This is a genomic window from Gilliamella sp. wkB108, assembly GCF_001690195.1.
In the GTDB taxonomy this organism is placed as follows: Bacteria; Pseudomonadota; Gammaproteobacteria; order Enterobacterales; family Orbaceae; genus Gilliamella; species Gilliamella apicola_L.
Genome location: NZ_LZGM01000105.1, coordinates 1 through 18,207 on the forward strand (window position 1 = coordinate 1; position 18,207 = coordinate 18,207).

11 protein-coding genes, 5 tRNA genes and 3 rRNA genes are annotated in these 18,207 nt (G+C 38.9%); 3 read left to right on the forward strand and 16 right to left on the reverse strand.

The window, feature by feature from the left end:
- Positions 1 to 624: 624 nt before the first annotated feature.
- The 8 genes from A9G11_RS11675 to znuA all read right to left on the reverse strand — a co-directional run bounded on the left by A9G11_RS11675 (position 625) and on the right by znuA (position 9,558).
- Positions 625 to 700 (reverse strand) — tRNA-Lys (locus tag A9G11_RS11675).
- A 138-nt stretch (positions 701 to 838) separates the two neighbouring features.
- A complete protein-coding gene (gene ybgF / locus A9G11_RS11680) occupies positions 839 to 1,570 on the reverse strand; it encodes a tol-pal system protein YbgF (protein ID WP_065619791.1) in 732 nt (243 codons plus the stop codon).
- Positions 1,571 to 1,634: 64 nt separating this feature from the next.
- The gene (pal, locus tag A9G11_RS11685; protein WP_065619792.1) at positions 1,635 to 2,105 is read right to left on the reverse strand and encodes a peptidoglycan-associated lipoprotein Pal; all 471 of its coding nucleotides are present in this window, start codon (positions 2,103 to 2,105) and stop codon (positions 1,635 to 1,637) included.
- Between the two features lie 171 nt (positions 2,106 to 2,276).
- Entirely contained in the window at positions 2,277 to 3,539 is a 1,263-nt protein-coding gene (gene tolB / locus A9G11_RS11690) for a Tol-Pal system beta propeller repeat protein TolB (RefSeq protein WP_442902992.1), read from the reverse strand.
- A gap of 426 nt (positions 3,540 to 3,965) precedes the next feature.
- Complete coding sequence (mutM, locus tag A9G11_RS11695; protein ID WP_065619794.1) at positions 3,966 to 4,787, reverse strand: bifunctional DNA-formamidopyrimidine glycosylase/DNA-(apurinic or apyrimidinic site) lyase; 822 nt, start codon at positions 4,785 to 4,787, stop codon at positions 3,966 to 3,968.
- Positions 4,788 to 4,797: 10 nt separating this feature from the next.
- Positions 4,798 to 7,131 (reverse strand): bifunctional glycosyl transferase/transpeptidase, encoded by a 2,334-nt coding sequence (gene mrcB, locus A9G11_RS11700; protein WP_065619795.1) that lies wholly within the window; start codon positions 7,129 to 7,131, stop codon positions 4,798 to 4,800.
- 123 nt (positions 7,132 to 7,254) lie between these two features.
- Positions 7,255 to 8,616, reverse strand: a complete 1,362-nt coding sequence (gene mepM / locus A9G11_RS11705) for a murein DD-endopeptidase MepM (protein ID WP_065619796.1) — start codon at positions 8,614 to 8,616, stop codon at positions 7,255 to 7,257.
- Between the two features lie 12 nt (positions 8,617 to 8,628).
- On the reverse strand, positions 8,629 to 9,558 hold the full coding sequence (gene znuA / locus A9G11_RS11710; RefSeq protein WP_442902993.1) for a zinc ABC transporter substrate-binding protein ZnuA: 930 nt from the start codon (positions 9,556 to 9,558) through the stop codon (positions 8,629 to 8,631).
- Positions 9,559 to 9,672: 114 nt separating this feature from the next.
- Between znuA and znuC the strand changes: the two genes are divergently transcribed.
- The 3 genes from znuC to A9G11_RS11725 all read left to right on the forward strand — a co-directional run bounded on the left by znuC (position 9,673) and on the right by A9G11_RS11725 (position 12,896).
- On the forward strand, positions 9,673 to 10,458 hold the full coding sequence (gene znuC / locus A9G11_RS11715) for a zinc ABC transporter ATP-binding protein ZnuC (RefSeq protein ID WP_065619797.1): 786 nt from the start codon (positions 9,673 to 9,675) through the stop codon (positions 10,456 to 10,458).
- Positions 10,451 to 11,260 (forward strand): zinc ABC transporter permease subunit ZnuB, encoded by an 810-nt coding sequence (gene znuB, locus A9G11_RS11720; RefSeq protein ID WP_065619798.1) that lies wholly within the window; start codon positions 10,451 to 10,453, stop codon positions 11,258 to 11,260. Before znuC ends, znuB begins: the two co-directional genes overlap by 8 nt.
- Positions 11,261 to 11,372: 112 nt before the next feature.
- Positions 11,373 to 12,896, forward strand: a complete 1,524-nt coding sequence (locus A9G11_RS11725) for a YifB family Mg chelatase-like AAA ATPase (RefSeq protein ID WP_065619799.1) — start codon at positions 11,373 to 11,375, stop codon at positions 12,894 to 12,896.
- 6 nt (positions 12,897 to 12,902) lie between these two features.
- Here A9G11_RS11725 and A9G11_RS11730 read toward each other — a convergent pair whose 3' ends face one another.
- From A9G11_RS11730 to A9G11_RS11765, 8 genes are all read right to left on the reverse strand, one after another.
- Positions 12,903 to 13,241, reverse strand: a complete 339-nt coding sequence (locus A9G11_RS11730) for a DUF413 domain-containing protein (RefSeq protein ID WP_065619800.1) — start codon at positions 13,239 to 13,241, stop codon at positions 12,903 to 12,905.
- A 132-nt stretch (positions 13,242 to 13,373) separates the two neighbouring features.
- Positions 13,374 to 13,449: transfer RNA gene (locus A9G11_RS11735), tRNA-Trp, on the reverse strand.
- Positions 13,450 to 13,457: 8 nt separating this feature from the next.
- Positions 13,458 to 13,534, reverse strand: a tRNA-Asp gene (locus A9G11_RS11740).
- A gap of 51 nt (positions 13,535 to 13,585) precedes the next feature.
- Positions 13,586 to 13,701 (reverse strand): 5S ribosomal RNA (rrf, locus tag A9G11_RS11745).
- 132 nt (positions 13,702 to 13,833) lie between these two features.
- Positions 13,834 to 16,733 (reverse strand): 23S ribosomal RNA (locus tag A9G11_RS11750).
- Between the two features lie 204 nt (positions 16,734 to 16,937).
- A tRNA-Ala gene (locus A9G11_RS11755) sits at positions 16,938 to 17,013 on the reverse strand.
- A 110-nt stretch (positions 17,014 to 17,123) separates the two neighbouring features.
- A tRNA-Ile gene (locus A9G11_RS11760) sits at positions 17,124 to 17,200 on the reverse strand.
- 56 nt (positions 17,201 to 17,256) lie between these two features.
- Positions 17,257 to 18,207 (reverse strand): 16S ribosomal RNA (locus tag A9G11_RS11765); the annotation flags it as partial.

Consider the following 18,207-nt stretch of genomic DNA (forward strand, 5'->3'; position numbering starts at 1 on the left):
AGCCAACTCTTCGAGTTGTTCAAATTCGTTCCGGACGAATTTGTCGAACGCTGGCGTTCTCATCGCTTTGTGTTATTAATTAGGTATTTTTGTTACTTAAATTATGAGGAAGAAAAGTGGTGGGTCGTGAGCTGATTATTCGGCACTTCCTGTGCCTCACTCCTTCGGAGCCAACTCTTCGAGTTGTTCAAATTCGTTCCGGACGAATTTGTCGAACGCTGGCGTTCTCATCGCTTTGTGTTATTAATTAGGTATTTTTGTTACTTAAATTATGAGGAAGAAAAGTGGTGGGTCGTGAGCTGATTATTCGGCACTTCCTGTGCCTCACTCCTTCGGAGCCAACTCTTCGAGTTGTTCAAATTCGTTCCGGACGAATTTGTCGAACGCTGGCGTTCTCATCGCTTTGTGTTATTAATTAGGTATTTTTGTTACTTAAATTATGAGGAAGAAAAGTGGTGGGTCGTGAGCTGATTATTCGGCACTTCCTGTGCCTCACTCCTTCGGAGCCAACTCTTCGAGTTGTTCAAATTCGTTCCAGACGAATTTGTCGAACGCTAGCGTTCTCATCGCTTTTTTGTGTGATTAATTAGGTATTTTTGTTGCTTGAAGTATGAGGAAGAAAAGTGGTGGGTCGTGAGCGATTCGAACGCTCGACAAACGGATTAAAAGTCCGCTGCTCTACCGACTGAGCTAACAACCCATTTTTGAATTGAAATAGTTGCGGTCTTATTGATTAAGGCTACAAGCAATTTCGGGTTGCTATAATACTTATAATTACCTAGCTGTGCAACCCCTTTATTGCTATTTTTTTCTAACAGCTTTTTATTTATACACTTATTTAAAGAGATGCTAGCTTTTTGTTGGCTAAATCAACTGCGTTTTTATCTTTAGCATATTTACTAACAACTTGCTGGAACACAGCTTTAGCACTTTTTTTGTCACCCTTATCCAGTAAGATTAATCCTACTTTATAGAGGCTATCAGCAGCTTTTGGTGATGAAGGAAAATCTTTTACAACTGTTGCGTAGTAAAATGAAGCATCGTCTCTTTTACCTTGTTTATAAGTTAATTGACCAAGCCAGTAATTAACATTGGCTCGATAACTAGACTTTGGGTAGTTTTGTAAAAACTTTTGAAATGCTGCAATGGTATCATTCGCTTGTTTGCTATCATTTACAAATTGCATAATAAAGTTGTAATCATTCTTATCATTACCTGATGTTGTCCATCCAAATAAATCAGAAGAAGAGGAAGAAGATGAATCAGAAATAAAACTTGAGTCATCTGAAGATGAATCCAAGCTCTTTGTTGATGATAGTGAAGAATTACCAGACATTTGCTGCATAATAACTCTTTGGCGTTCAATAGTTTGATTAAGTTGGTATTTAGTCTCTTCTAATTGACCTCGAAGTGCATCGACATCTGATTGCAAATCACTAATCTTTTGTTGATTTTGGATCAATAATTGACCTTGTGCTTGAACTGTTCTTTCTATTTCAGAGCTACCTGCTGCACAACCATAACCGGTAAATAAGAGAAATAAAAACAATGTGACTATTTTTTTATACATATTATAGACTCGGCGTGAACTTTAAAAAATAAACGGCTGAATAATCAGCCGTTATGAGATGCAATTAATATGCAACTACAGCGCGACGGTTTTTAGCGTAAGCAGCTTCGTCATGACCTAATACAGCCGGTTCTTGTTTACCGAATGATACAATTGTCATTTGATTAGCTGAAACACCATTACCTTGTAAGTATGATCTTACAGCAGATGCACGACGTTCACCTAAAGCGATATTGTATTCTGGAGTACCGCGTTCATCAGCATGACCTTGAATAACAACTTTTAAGAATGAATGAGCACGTAAGAATTCAGCGTGAGCATCTAACATTCTTGCATATTCAGGTTTAACATTATATTTGTCAAAATCAAAATATACTGTGTTCATTTGTTGTAATTTTTGAAGCAGTTCTTGTTCTGCCTTTGTTAAAGAACCAATTGCGTTTTTATTGCCATTAGAGCTGTTAGATGAACATGCAGTTACAGCGATTAATGGTAAAGCAACCGCGGCTACTTTAAGAAATTTAGAAAATTGCATTGTATTAACTCCTTTGTGTTTGAATAAATTATTACTTATATTTGTTATAAATCTAATCGATTTTAAGTAACATAAGTTACCGACTAGAAAGATTAGCACTATATATTATAACGACCTTAAGTTTTTGTACAATTTTAATATTTATAAAATTGTACAAATTTCAATCATTCCTTAATTATATGATATATATGGTGACCATGCAGGGAATTCTACTTGACCATCATTTACTGGTAAATTCGCTTTGAAGTTACCATCTGTTGAAACAAGATTTAAAATTGTTCCTAATCCTTGTGTCGAACTATAAATAATCATAGTTCCATTAGGTGCAATACTTGGTGTTTCATCCAAATATGTATCTGTTAATCGTTGATATGTACTGGTATCTAAATCATAACGTGTAATGTGTTGTTGGCGATCATCAGTAGTTGAGATCATCGCAATAAATTTACCATCTGGAGACACACACGCATTTTGATTTTGCATATTCTCCCAAGTCAAACGTTCAGGAGAACCACCATTAACATTTACTTTATAAAGTTGAGGTCGACCAGCTTGATCCGAAGTATAAACAAGAGTTTGGTTATCAGGCATCCAAGTTGGTTCAGTATCATTGCTGCGACCAGAAGTAATTTGTGTTATTTTCTTAGATCTTAAATTCATCATATATAAATTTAAGCTACCATCTTTCGATAAGGCAAAGGCTAATTTACTACCATCTGGGGAAAAAGATGGTGCGCCGTTATGTTGTGGGAATGAAGCAATTGTTTCAACTGAACCTGTATCTAATGTTTGTAATACTAGTGCTGAACGACCACTTTCAAAAGTCACATAGGCTAATTTTTTACCATCTGGAGACCATGTTGGTGACATCAAGGTTTTTTTAGCACGGTGAATAGTGATTTGATCATAACCATCATAATCCGCTACGCGTAGTTCATGAGTGAAAGGACCTTTGGTTTTGACGATATAAGCAATTTTCGTTCTGAAAGCGCCTTTAATCCCCGTTAACGATTCAAAAATTTCGTCACTCGCTGTATGAGTGGCATAACGAACCCAACGTTTTTCAACGGAAAATTGGTTTTGAGATAAAATTGCACCTGGACGATTAACAATATCGACTAATTGATAAGTGATAAGATATTTTCCTGAAGCATCAGGTTGGATAGATCCAACTACTACCGCAGAGATACCTAAACTAGTCCAAGCAGAGGGAGTAACTTCAGAAGCTGTTACTGGTTTTTGTGGCATATTTCTAACATCGATAGGATTAAATTTACCACTATTACGTAAATCTGAAGCAATAATATCTTCAATATTTTGTGGTGGTTCGCCCGAACCAGTCCATTTGAAAGGTACAACCGCAATTGGTTTGGCTGTACTAATCCCTTCTGTAATTACAACATGGAAACCTGTAGAATCCGCATTAACCATCATTGTATATAATAAAACAAAACAAGTTATCAAAAAGCGAGAAGCAAATTTGACCATCTTAAATTCCTTAATAAAAACGTAATACTCTTTGTTAAAATTAATATAAATTTTTATAACGTGATAGGCAAAAATTTGGATAATTAATAGGTTATCACTTTTTAGTGCCAGATATTAAATCTCCAAACACATATATAGTTTTACAGCGAGAAAGATAGCCGATATCGCGTAATAAGTCCATAGTATCTAAAATAAAAAGATTTTCGTAAAATTAACATTTTTTACTATTATTGCACAAAAATTATTAATATCGTAACTATAGCAAGTAGTTTTAATACAATTTTCTATATTAATCTGATTTAGATAAGGTTTAAAGTGTTTAAAAAAATATATTTTGCAAATAGAGAGTGAGTTGGCATGTAATACTTAAATTTACTCGCTGTCTAATTTTTGGCAACTTTCACAATAAAAAGTATTACGTTGACCTATTTTTTGAGCTTTTATTTCATTTTGACAAATTAGACATGGTTCACCAGCTCGCCCATATACTTGTAATTTCTGAGCAAAATAACCCGGCTTACCATCTGATTGAAGAAAATCTTTCAGTGTGGTTCCACCCTGTTCAATTGATTTTGTTAGAACATACTTAATTGCCGTAACAAGTCTGACAAACTCATTTAATTTTAACGAACTGACTTTGCGATTGGGGTTAATTTTTGCCATAAAGAGTGATTCAGAGGCATAGATATTCCCTACGCCAACTACAATATGATTATCCATAATCCAACTTTTAATGGGAACCTGTCGATTTTTAGCTTTGGCAAGTAAATATTCTGCTGAAAACGCTTCACTTAATGGCTCGGGACCTAAATGTTTGAGTTGTGATACATTGTCAATTGAATCAGTCCAAAGCCAACAACCAAAACGTCTAGGATCGGTATAACGCAGTATGACACCATTACTTAATACAAGATCGACATGATCATGTTTAGCAACTTCTTGTTGATTGACTAAAATACGTAAACTACCTGACATTCCTAAATGAATAACGATCCAATTATTGGTCAATTGCAATAATAGATATTTTGCTCGTCGTTTAACATCTAGAATAACTTGCCCTTGAGCCTGTTCAATAGTTTTATCGATAGGCCAACGTAATTTGGGTTGCCGAACAATAATCTTTTTTATAGTTTGCCCTTTTAAATAGGGCAAAATACCTCGTCGACTTGTTTCAACTTCTGGTAATTCAGGCATTGTATTCCACTTAGTTATTTAGCATGTCAGTTACCCAATTTGGTGCTTGTTGATCAGGTACCGGTTGATTGTTCCCTGAACATAAATTTTGGGGATTTATTGTCCAAGCAGGTAAAGTTCGTTCACCACCACCATTACATTGCCACTGTCCACTACTATCAATTGGTACCATAAAGATATTTTGTGGTACCGGTAGTATTAATTTTTTAGGTGGATTATTTTGTAAGTATTCACTATAGATTTTTAATGCTCCAGTCGCGCCGGTTAACTTCATTGGAGTATGGTCATCTAATCCAATCCAAATAACAGCCACATTTTTACCATCAATACCGGTAAACCAGCTATCACGTGAATCATTACTTGTTCCTGTTTTAGCCGCTAATTTAAATGTGCCATATTTCGCTTTTAATGAACGTGACGTTCCTGATTCAACTACTTGCTGCATAGCATAAGTGGTTAAATATGCTGATTGTTGAGAGACAGATTGAATTTGCTGTGGATAACCTTGATAAACTAATTCCCCTTTTTCCGACAATACATAACGTAAAATAGTTAATGGTGATCGTTGCCCGTTATTAGCTATAGTTTGGAACATTTGCGCTGTTTCTAAGGGGGTTAATTCCAATGAACCAAGTAATCGTGACGGTAAATTAGGAATACGATCTGCTGGTATACCTAACGCTTGTAATGTGTTTTTGGTTGCATCAAGTCCAAGTGCCATGCCTAAATTAACGGTTGGTACATTAAGGGATAGTGCTAAAGCATCCACTAACATGACCCGATCTCGAAATTTTCGATCATAGTTTTTAGGTTGCCAATAAGTCCCATTATCAAGTTTGATTGAAAGTGGACTATCATTGAGCCAAGTATTTAATTGGTAATGATCAGGCTGACCTAATGCAGTTAAGTAAGTAGAAGGTTTGGCAAGTGAACCGATTGCTCGTCGCGTTAACCATGCACGGTTATAACCAGGATATCGAGGTTCAGCACTACCAATAATTGAGCGAATTTCACCTGTTTCCCGACTCACTATAACCATTGCCGTTTGTAAGTCTTTATTGGTTGATTTGCGAAGATTTTCAATTTCATTGGTTACTGCTTGTTCTGCTGATGCTTGTGCAACTGGATCGAAAGTCGTAAATATTTTCATTCCAGATAGGTGGTCAGCTTGATCCCCTAATTGTTTACGTAATTCACTTCGCACAACTTGCATAAATGCTGGTTGTGGAGAGATCACCCCGCCTTTAGGTAATACTGCTAGTGGGCGCTGACTTAGTAAATTATATAGCTCTTCATCAATAACACCTTGTTGTTCAGCTAATTTTAAAACTACATTACGTCGTTCTATAACTTGTTGAGGTTGCGTCCATGGATTATAAAGTGAAGCCCCTTTTACCATGCCAACTAAAACCGCTTGTTGATCTAAAGTCAGTTCATTTACTGGACGACCAAAATAGTAAAGACTTGCTAACGGAAAACCGTGGATCTCTTCACTGCCACTTTGACCAAAGTAAACTTCATTTAAATAGAGTTCTAAAATACGCTCTTTGCTATAACGCGCTTCTAAAATCAAAGCCATGTAGGCTTCTCGTAATTTACGACTTAAGCTACGTTCATTTGATAAAAAGAGATTTTTAACCGTTTGTTGGGTTAAGGTACTTCCACCTTCAGTACGTCCGGTTGTTAAATTAACAAAAATCGCCCGGCCGATTGAATATAAACTAATACCATGATGATCATAAAAACGTTTATCTTCCGTTGCAATCAAGGTCTGTAATAATGAATCTGGAAACTCTTTCAAAGGTACAAACAGTCGTTGTTCACCATTTGGAGAGTGCATCATAGTAATTAATTTAGGATCAATTTTTAGTAAACCGAAATCTCGTCCCGTTTCTAAATTAGTAATGCGATCAATACGGTTGTCATAAAAGGTAATTTTGACGCGAAAAGCTTGTTCTTCTCCGTCAGGAAAAGTGAAAGGTCGACGATAAATCTCGACACTATCATTACTGACAATAAACTCGCCGGGACGTGTAGCTTTGGTATCTTGTTGACGATATTGCGCTCCAATTAATATTGTAACAACATCATTTAAACTATATTCACTGTCAGGTTCGAGATCGATAATCTGACCATAAACAGCTGCTGGCAATTCCCACACATTACCATCAATTCGTTCTTTGATTTGTTGGTCGAGATAAATACCATATATAACAGTGACAGCTACAAATATGAGAAATAACTTTAAAATTAATGACCAAAATCGACGCCATAATGAACGTTTTTTATTCTTTTTTACTTTTTTGGTTGATCTTTCTCGGGTTGATTTAGTTGATGTATTCAAACTGCACCTAAAATTGATTATTTAACAAAAATTAGCCTATGATAACATAAATTTTAGCGGATTTACTTGTCTAGTTTATGTAAAGAAGTTTCAGGTTAACCTAACGTTTTAGTATAAGTATGTTTACAAACTAAGTTGTGATTTTATATTTTTTACTTTCGCTATAAACGCTTTTTTAGATTTACCGGTTAAGCCATCGGATATAGGTAAACTTGCCGTTAATGGATTAACTGGTTTATTGTTGATGTGTAGCTCGAAATGTAAATGTGGTCCTGTCGAACGCCCAGTATTACCAGATAAGCCTATTTTTTCTCCTTGCTTAACTTGCTGACCAGGTTTAACCAGAATTTTGTCCAAATGCATATAAGTTGTCATATATTGACGACCATGACGTATAGCTATATAGTTACCTGCCGATCCGCTATATTTAGCTATCACAACCTCTCCATTACCTACCGATAGTACAGGAGTTCCTCGAGATACCGCAAAATCAACGCCATTATGTGGTGTGACTTGGCCTGTAATCGGATGCAAACGACGTGGATTAAAATTAGATGAAACTCGAGCTTGCTTCGCTAAAGGGTAGCGAAAAAAGCTTTGTGATAAACTACCACCATTTATGTCATAGTATTTGCCATCGTCAGCCAATATCGCATAATAGTCTTTATTACCATTTTTAATTCGTACACCTAATAATTGACTGTTTGATAAACGCTTCCCATGCATCTCACGGGCTAATATCACCGAAAATTTATCACCCACTTGCAATCGTTTAAAATCTAAACGCCATTGTAATGCTCGAGTAATAATACCGATTTCACTACTGGTTAAGCCACTTTTACGTGCATCAGCCACAAAATTAGTTTTGATATCACCTGAAATCACAATATTTTGCGAAACACCTTCAGCTGTTTCTGTACTTTCAACAAATTTATCGCCAGAACGTTCATAAACACGAATATTATTACTCGATATTGTCCAGCTAAAACTCTGTAAATTATGATTGTCATCAGTCGTCCAACTGATTTGTTGACCTATTCTTAAATTAGCTAATTGTTTGTAATTTGAAGTTAATTGATAAATATCATTTTTATTAACATTATAACGAAGTAAGATATCATGCAGTGTATCACCACGTGAAATAGTGTATTGCATAGTGTTATCTTTATCGTCAATAATTTCGTCTAATTCATCTTTAGCAATTTCATCTTCAGGAACATCTGAAGATTCAGTAATCTGTTTATTATTTGAATTACTATCGACAATTTCAACGCGTGCATCACCCACATCTACAGGTTGATGAGGATTATCGGTAACTGTTGTTTCTGCCTGAGGAGTTAAAGGTACATAAACTGTGCGATCTAAATTAAGCGGACGCCATAACACAGTGAATAAAACACCTATAACAAAGACACCTAATACTGAAAAATAGGGAATTTTGCTATTGTTTTTTTCAATATTCGGTGATTTGATTTGTTGTGCCAAAATTAACCTTAACTATTTATCATTTAAACAATCTAGGAATTGTTCTGTTAATTTTAATAAAAAATGTGAATATGATCCTTTGGAAGGAACAATACCCGTTCCTAATGGATTCAATTCTCCAACTCGAACATCCGTTCCATCCACTAATTTTCCGATGACTGCTGGATTAAACTGCGGTTCACTAAACACACAAACAGCTTGATGTTCTTTTAACGCTTGTTGAATTGCATAAATTTTTCGAACGCCAGGTTGTACTGCTGGGTTTATGGTAAAACTGCCTAGGTTATTTAATCCAAACTGTGATTCAAAATACCCGTAGGCATCATGAAACACAAAATACCCCTTATTTTGTACGCTAATGAGTTTTTTTGCAATATTTTGTTCTGTTTCAGCCAGTTTTACTATAAATTCGTTTAGATTTTCATCGATAACTGCTTTCTTATTGGGATATTGTTCAATGAGTTTATCATGAATAGACTGCGCTATGATTTTTGCTATTGTAGGTGATAGCCAAATATGTTCGTCATATTCACCATGATGATCATGGTCATGATCGACATCATGTCCCTGTTCATGTGGTTCTCCTGTTTGCAATAGAGCTTTGATCTGAGGGATCTTCATCAATTCAATTTGTTTATTTTTATCCAAGTTTTTAAGCACTGTTGGCATAAAAACTTCCATATCTTCACCAATCCATACCACTAATTGTGCTGATTTTATCTTGACTAAATCAGAAGGTTTTAAAGAATAAGTATGTGGAGATGCACCATCAGGTAATAAAATATCAGTATCTGTTACACCAGATGCTATCTCTTCAACAATAAAACCAATCGGTTTTACAGAAGTGATAATTTTAGCGTTAGCAATTGAAACAATCACATTAATTAGTAACAATGAAATTAATGTTATTAAGAACCTAATAAACGATCTAGCGTTCATAATAATAAATTTTTGCATGTAATTATCCGATGTTTAGAAAATATGATAGAATATGACTTTATATTTGTTATGTTATAATATAACATAAAGTATAGGTAAGCAAGGACTGTAATAAATATGACTTCATTAATTTCACTTCATAATGTCGCGGTTGAAGTTAATCATCAAAAAATATTATATGATATTTCCTTCACAGTTAGTCCTAATCAAATTATTACATTACTTGGTCCCAATGGCGCTGGCAAATCAACCCTAGTTAAGGTTATTTTAGGATTGATTACACCTACTACCGGAACAATCAAGCGTTCAGCAAATTTAACTATCGGCTATGTACCTCAATCAATCAATTTAAATCCTACTCTACCGATTACCGTTAAACGTTTTATGCAATTAAATAAGCATTTAAAAAATGCTGATATCATCAATATGCTTTCTATGGTAAAGGCCGATTATCTGCTTGATAAATCAATGCATCAATTATCAGGTGGAGAGTTACAACGAGTATTACTTGCTCAAGCTCTAGCTAAAAAACCACAATTATTAATTCTTGATGAACCTACTCAAGGTGTGGATGTGAATGGTCAAGTTTTATTATATGATTTAATTGCGAATGCTCGTACCCAATTTGGTTGTGGTGTACTGATGGTTTCGCATGATCTTCATTTAGTGATGGCAAAAACCGATGAAGTGATCTGTTTGAATCATCATATCTGCTGTTCCGGTTCGCCGGCTATTGTTTCAAATGATCCTGAATTTATTTCGTTGTTTGGGCGGCAAGGTGCAACAAAAATAGCTGTTTATAAGCATCATCACAATCATCAACATGATTTTTGTAAAAAAAATAATGTTAATCAAAGAAGAATTGTTTTACCTAATTTTGGTAAGGATAAAAAGAATGATTGAATTATTAATGCCTTCTCTTTTAGCGGGATTATGTTTAACAACAGTCACCGGCCCTTTAGGTACATTTGTTGTTTGGCGCAGAATGTCCTATTTTGGTGATACCTTATCACATGCGGCGCTACTGGGTATTGCTTTTGGTTTTCTCTTCCAGATTAATCTATTTTATGCTGTCATTTTTATAACGCTTATTTTAGCGTTAGGACTTCTCTGGTTAGAATCCCAAAAACAGCTTCCGATTGATACTTTATTAGGTATTTTAGCTCATAGTGCATTATCACTCGGATTAGTTGTTATTAGCCTTATGGAGAATATTCGTGTTGATTTAATGGGATATCTATTTGGTGATCTTTTATCAGTAACAATGACAGATGTATATCAAATTATGATTGGGGTAATTTTAATTGGCTGTTTACTATTATGGCGCTGGAATCATTTTTTATTTATTACTGTTAGTGAAGAGTTAGCCTTCAGCAATGGCATTAATATACAGTTTACCAAATTGCTTTTGACACTAATTTTAGCTTTAACCATTGGTATTACGATGAAGTTTGTAGGTGCATTAATTATTACATCATTATTGATTATACCCGCTGCAACTGCTAAGTATTATTCTAAAACACCTGAACATATGGCTTTAGTTGCAATAATATTAGGTATGCTCTCAATTGTTGGTGGTTTGTACTTTTCTTTTCTGTATGATACCCCAACCGGACCATCTGTTGTATTGAGTAATACATGCCTATTTTTTATAACTCTATTTATAACGAAAGTAATTTACGGTAAAAAAACACTGCAAAGCTAGCAAAAGAAATAATTCTATTGGAACATAGTTCACAAAAATAGTCGGCCTAATGACATTTATGTTGTGAAAAATTTACTGTGATAGTAATAATTCATTTTTCAAATTATTCATTATGTCACTATCAATTATTTACACACGCGCCTCTATTGGCATCCAAGCACCACAAATTAATGTCGAAGTTCATATAAGCAATGGTCTACCCGGTTTTGTATTAGTGGGTTTACCTGAGGCGACGGTCAAAGAAGCAAAAGATCGCGTGCGTAGTGCTATTATTAATAGTGGATTTACCTTCCCTTCTAAAAAAATTACGGTAAATCTCTCTCCTGCTGATCTTCCAAAAGAAGGAAGTCGTTTCGATTTACCTATCGCTATTGCAATTTTAGCTGCTACAGAACAAATACCTGTAGCTCTTTTACCAAAGTATGAGTTTTTAGGGGAATTAGCACTTTCAGGCGATATTCGAGCAGTAAAAGGAGCAATACCTGCCGCTATTTCGTCAAAAAAGAAAAATCGTACATTAATTATTTCGTCTGAAAATCAATCAGAAATTTCTTTAATACATGATAATAATACACTGATTACCAACAATTTATTAGAATTGTGCCAATATCTATCTAATGAAATCAGCTTACCAACGGTCGAATATCGGGAATATGCAGATGAAGATTATCAGCAAGCGAATTTGCAAGATGTGATTGGTCAAGAACATGCTAAACGCGCTTTAGAAATTGCCGCTGCTGGCGGTCACAACTTATTATTAATTGGGCCACCTGGAACGGGTAAAACCATGCTAGCTACACGATTAACGACTTTACTGCCGCCATTATCAGACAATGAAGCACTTGAAAGTGCCGCTGTGATGAGTTTAGTTAGTCCTAATGGTTCGATTAAAAATTGGCGTAAACGGCCTTTTCGTTCCCCACACCATAGCTCATCATCGGCGGCACTTGTCGGTGGTGGTGGTATTCCCAAACCAGGAGAAATTTCACTTGCACATAATGGTGTTCTTTTTTTGGATGAACTTCCGGAATTTAATCGTAAGGTATTAGATGCATTAAGAGAGCCAATTGAATCTGGAGAGATTATTATTTCAAGAGCCAATGCTAAAATAAAATATCCGGCTAAATTTCAGCTAATTGCAGCAATGAACCCTAGTCCTACCGGTCATTATCAAGGAACACATAATAGAACAACCCCTCAACAAATTATTCGATATTTAAATCGACTTTCAGGTCCTTTTTTGGATAGATTTGATATCTCAATCGAAGTTCCTTTACTACCTAAAGGTGTGTTAAGTAAAAAAAATGAGCAGGTAGAATCGACTGAAACAGTCAGACAACGGGTATTACAAACCAGAGAAATCCAATTAAAGAGAGGTAATAAGCTTAATAGTCAATTAAGCGCCAAAGAGATTCAATTTTATTGCCAATTATCAGATGAAAATAATCAATATTTGGAACAGGTTTTATTAAAACTTGGACTTTCAGCTAGAGCCTGGCATCGTATATTAAAGGTTTCTAGAACTATAGCTGATTTGGATGGTTCAAAAACCATAGAACGAAAACATCTTTCAGAAGCTTTAAGTTATCGTTCAATGGATCGCTTATTAATTCAGTTACATAAGAATATTGGATAATAGGGATTAATCATCACTATCAACAAAATCATCACTTACATCTACTTGAGGTTTGCCACCTGATAGTGTATGAAAACGTTTTGGTTTATTTATGCGAGAAAGATATTTTAGCCATACTTTTTCAAAATCAGACGCGGCTTCCTTTTTACCTTTACATACAGAAACAAATGATTTTTCTTCTGCTGTAACAGGCTTTCTTACTTCTGCATCAAGATCTTTAAAGGCACAACCATGTTTTTCTAAAATTTGAGCCTCTTTAATAGTGAAATCACCATGACGGGAAAATCCTCTTGGATAATTCTTATTATCAAAAAAACGTTGTTGACTTATAAAACTCTCAGCCATTTTCAATCCTCTAGGTTGTAAAAGTAGTTGGGCGGGAATTATAATTATCTAACTCAATCTGTAAACATTTTTCTGTAAATTATCTAGATAGAATAGACTGATTGATTAAAATTAAAACAAATTATTGATGCGTGGCAGGGGCGGAGAGTCTCGAACTCCCAACACCCGGTTTTGGAGACCGGTGCTCTACCAATTGAACTACGCCCCTAAATAAGGTGGCGGAACGGACGGGGCTCGAACCCGCGACCCCCTGCGTGACAGGCAGGTATTCTAACCAACTGAACTACCGCTCCACCGTATTTGGTATGTATTTATTTTTTTGTTACTACTTACTTAAATTATTAGTCTGGCGGCACCCTACTCTCACATGGGTAATACCCACACTACCATCGGCACTACGGCGTTTCACTTCTGAGTTCGGCATGGGGTCAGGTGGGACCACCGCGCTATTACCGCCAGACATATTCTGTATACTCTCTTTTCTTCGTTAATGTGTTCGTTCGCTTTCTTACCGCTATCTGCAACACATCAACCCAATCCGGAACAAACTGCTTCTTTCTCTACTTCGCGCTCCAAAACAACTCCGAGTTGTAAGGTTAAGACTCTCGGTTCATTAGTATCAGTTAGCTCAATGTATCACTACACTTACACACCTGACCTATCTACGTCTTAGTCTCAAACGGACCTTACAGATTCTCATCTGGGAAAACTCATCTTAAGGCTAGTTTCGTGCTTAGATGCTTTCAGCACTTATCTATCCCGCACGTAGCTACCGGGCAATGCAATTGGCATCACAACCCGTACACCAGCGGTGCGTTCACTTCGGTCCTCTCGTACTAGAAGCAAACCCTCTCAATTTTCCTGCGCCCATGGCAGATAGGGACCGAACTGTCTCACGACGTTCTAAACCCAGCTCGCGTACCACTTTAAACGGCGAACAGCCGTACCCTTGGGACCTACTTCAGCCCCAGGATGTGATGAGCCGACATCGAGGTGCCAAACACCGCCGTCGATATGAACTCTTGGGCGGTATCAGCCTGTTATCCCCGGAGTACCTTTTATCCGTTGAGCGATGGCCCTTCCATTCAGAACCACCGGATCACTATGACCTACTTTCGTACCTGCTCGAGCCGTCACTCTCGCAGTCAAGCTAGCTTTTGCCATTGCACTAACCTCCTGATGTCCGACCAGGATTAGCTAACCTTCGTGCTCCTCCGTTACTCTTTGGGAGGAGACCGCCCCAGTCAAACTACCCACCAGACAGTGTCCCTTACCTCGATTCAGAAGTATAGGTTAGAACATCAAACATTAAAGGGTGGTATTTCAAGGTTGACTCCATGCATACTGGCGTACACACTTCTTCGTCTCCCACCTATCCTACACATTAAGGCTCAATGTTCACTGTCAAGCTATAGTAAAGGTTCACGGGGTCTTTCCGTCTTGCCACGGGTACACCGCATCTTCACGGCAATTTCAATTTCACTGAGTCTCGGGTGGAGACAGCCTGGCCATCATTACGCCATTCGTGCAGGTCGGAACTTACCCGACAAGGAATTTCGCTACCTTAGGACCGTTATAGTTACGGCCGCCGTTTACTGGGGCTTCGATCAAGAGCTTCTGCATTAGCATAACCCCATCAATTAACCTTCCAGCACCGGGCAGGCGTCACACCGTATACGTCCACTTTCGTGTTTGCACAGTGCTGTGTTTTTATTAAACAGTTGCAGCCAGCTGGTATCTTCGACTGATTTCACCTCCATCCGCAGGGGACTTCAACTAATATCAGCGTGCCTTCTCCCGAAGTTACGGCACCATTTTGCCTAGTTCCTTCACCCGAGTTCTCTCAAGCGCCTGAGTATTCTCTACCTGACCACCTGTGTCGGTTTCGGGTACGATTACATATAACCTATAGCTTAGAGGATTTTCCTGGAAGCAGGGCATCAATTACTTCACTGCCTTAGCAGCTCGTCATCACGCCTCAGTGTCTCAGTGACCGGATTTGCCTAATCACACACCTACACGCTTAACCCACCATCCAATAGGTGGTAAACCTAGCCTTCTTCGTCACCCCATCGCAGTTATACACAGTACGGGAATATTAACCCGTTTCCCATCAGATACGCCCTTCGGCCTCTCCTTAGGGGTCGACTCACCCTGCCCCGATTAACGTTGGACAGGAACCCTTGGTCTTCCGGCGAGCGGGCTTTTCACCCGCTTTATCGTTACTTATGTCAGCATTCGCACTTCTGATACCTCCAGCATGCCTCACAACACACCTTCGACGGCTTACAGAACGCTCCCCTACCCAATACACTTATGTGTACTGCCGCAGCTTCGGTGCATAGTTTTAGCCCCGTTACATCTTCCGCGCAGGCCGACTCGACTAGTGAGCTATTACGCTTTCTTTAAATGATGGCTGCTTCTAAGCCAACATCCTAGCTGTCTAAGCCTTCCCACTTCGTTTCCCACTTAACTATGACTTTGGGACCTTAGCTGGCGGTCTGGGTTGTTTCCCTCTTCACGACGAACGTTAGCACCCGCCGTGTGTCTCCCATGATTTAACTTGTCAGTATTCGGAGTTTGCATCGGGTTGGTAAGCCGGGATGGCCCCCTAGCCGAAACAGTGCTCTACCCCCAACAGTCACTCATGAGGCGCTACCTAAATAGCTTTCGGGGAGAACCAGCTATCTCCCGGTTTGATTGGCCTTTCACCCCCAGCCACAGGTCATCCGCTAATTTTTCAACATTAGTCGGTTCGGTCCTCCAGTTAGTGTTAACCAACCTTCAACCTGCCCATGGCTAGATCACCGGGTTTCGGGTCTATACCCTGCAACTTTTCGCACAGTTAATACTCGGTTTCCCTTCGGCTCCCCTATTCGGTTAACCTTGCTACAGAATATAAGTCGCTGACCCATTATACAAAAGGTACGCAGTCACATATATCCAATGATATACGCTCCCACTGATTGTACGTACACGGTTTCAGGGTCTATTTCACTCCCCTCCCGGGGTTCTTTTCGCCTTTCCCTCACGGTACTGGTTCACTATCGGTCATTTAGGAGTATTTAGCCTTGGAGGATGGTCCCCCCATATTCAGACAGGATATCACGTGTCCCGCCCTACTCTTCAAGCTTCCACACCATGTGCCTTCGTGTACGGGACTTTCACCCTCTATCGTGCGACTTTCCAGACGCTTCCACTAACTCATGATGCTTCCCACTTTGGGCTCCTCCCCTTTCGCTCGCCGCTACTCGGGGAATCTCGGTTGATTTCTTTTCCTCGGGGTACTTAGATGTTTCAGTTCTCCCGGTTCGCCTCACTTGACTATGTATTCATCAAGCAATAGTGCAGTTACCCACACTGGGTTTCCCCATTCGGACATCGACGGCTATAACGCCTTTTATCGGCTCACCGTCGCTTTTCGCAGATTAACACGTCCTTCTTCGCCTCTAAATGCCTAGGCATCCACCGTGTACGCTTAATTTCTTAACCTTACAACTCACAGTTGTCTTGGTTTTCATTACGCTTTTCTTTCTCTTTCTTACTGCAAACTAACATATCTTCATATATCAGCATGCCGCAAAAACGAGAACTCGTTTCTTTCAGCTTGTTCCTAATTGTTAAAGAGCTTTATCTTTCTGTCTACTCAATTAAAGTAAACACAAAGATAATTATTCTGAAAAGAGATAACTTTAATGGTGGAGCTAAGCGGGATCGAACCGCTGGCCTCCTGCGTGCAAGGCAGGCGCTCTCCCAGCTGAGCTATAGCCCCAATAATTCACTTCATCTGTTTCCCCAATTCGCTTAACGTAGCTCGCTCTGTGCTAAGTAATGCTGTTTCATCACCTACGCTTGCGTTTATATCGCAGAATTAAGTTGAATTGGTGGGTCTGAGTGGACTTGAACCACCGACCTCACCCTTATCAGGGGTGCGCTCTAACCACCTGAGCTACAGACCCAATAAAGTGACTCTTTTCTAAACAAACAATCTGTGTGAACACTTACGAGCACTTCGTAAGGAGGTGATCCAACCGCAGGTTCCCCTACGGTTACCTTGTTACGACTTCACCCCAGTCATGGACCACACCGTGGTAAACGCCCTCCCGAAGGTTAAGCTATCTACTTCTGGTGCAACCCACTCCCATGGTGTGACGGGCGGTGTGTACAAGGCCCGGGAACGTATTCACCGTGACATTCTGATTCACGATTACTAGCGATTCCGACTTCATGGAGTCGAGTTGCAGACTCCAATCCGGACTTAGACGTACTTTATGAGGTCCGCTTGCTCTCGCGAGGTCGCCTCCCTTTGTATACGCCATTGTAGCACGTGTGTAGCCCTGGTCGTAAGGGCCATGATGACTTGACGTCGTCCCCACCTTCCTCCGCTTTATCAACGGCAGTCTCCTTTGAGTTCCCGACCTAATCGATGGCAACAAAGGATAAGGGTTGCGCTCGTTGCGGGACTTAACCCAACATTTCACAACACGAGCTGACGACAGCCATGCAGCACCTGTCTCATAGCTCCCGAAGGCACTTCCACATCTCTGCAGAATTCTATGGATGTCAAGACCAGGTAAGGTTCTTCGCGTTGCATCGAATTAAACCACATGCTCCACCGCTTGTGCGGGCCCCCGTCAATTCATTTGAGTTTTAACCTTGCGGCCGTACTCCCCAGGCGGTCGATTTATCGCGTTAGCTTCGGAGCCCATCACTCAAGGCAACAAACTCCAAATCGACATCGTTTACAGCGTGGACTACCAGGGTATCTAATCCTGTTTGCTCCCCACGCTTTCGCATCTCAGCGTCAGTATCTGTCCAGAAGGCCGCCTTCGCCACCGGTATTCCTCCACATCTCTACGCATTTCACCGCTACACGTGGAATTCTACCTTCCTCTACAATACTCCAGATAACCAGTTTTAAGTGCAATTCCTAGGTTGAGCCCAGGGCTTTCACACCTAACTTAAT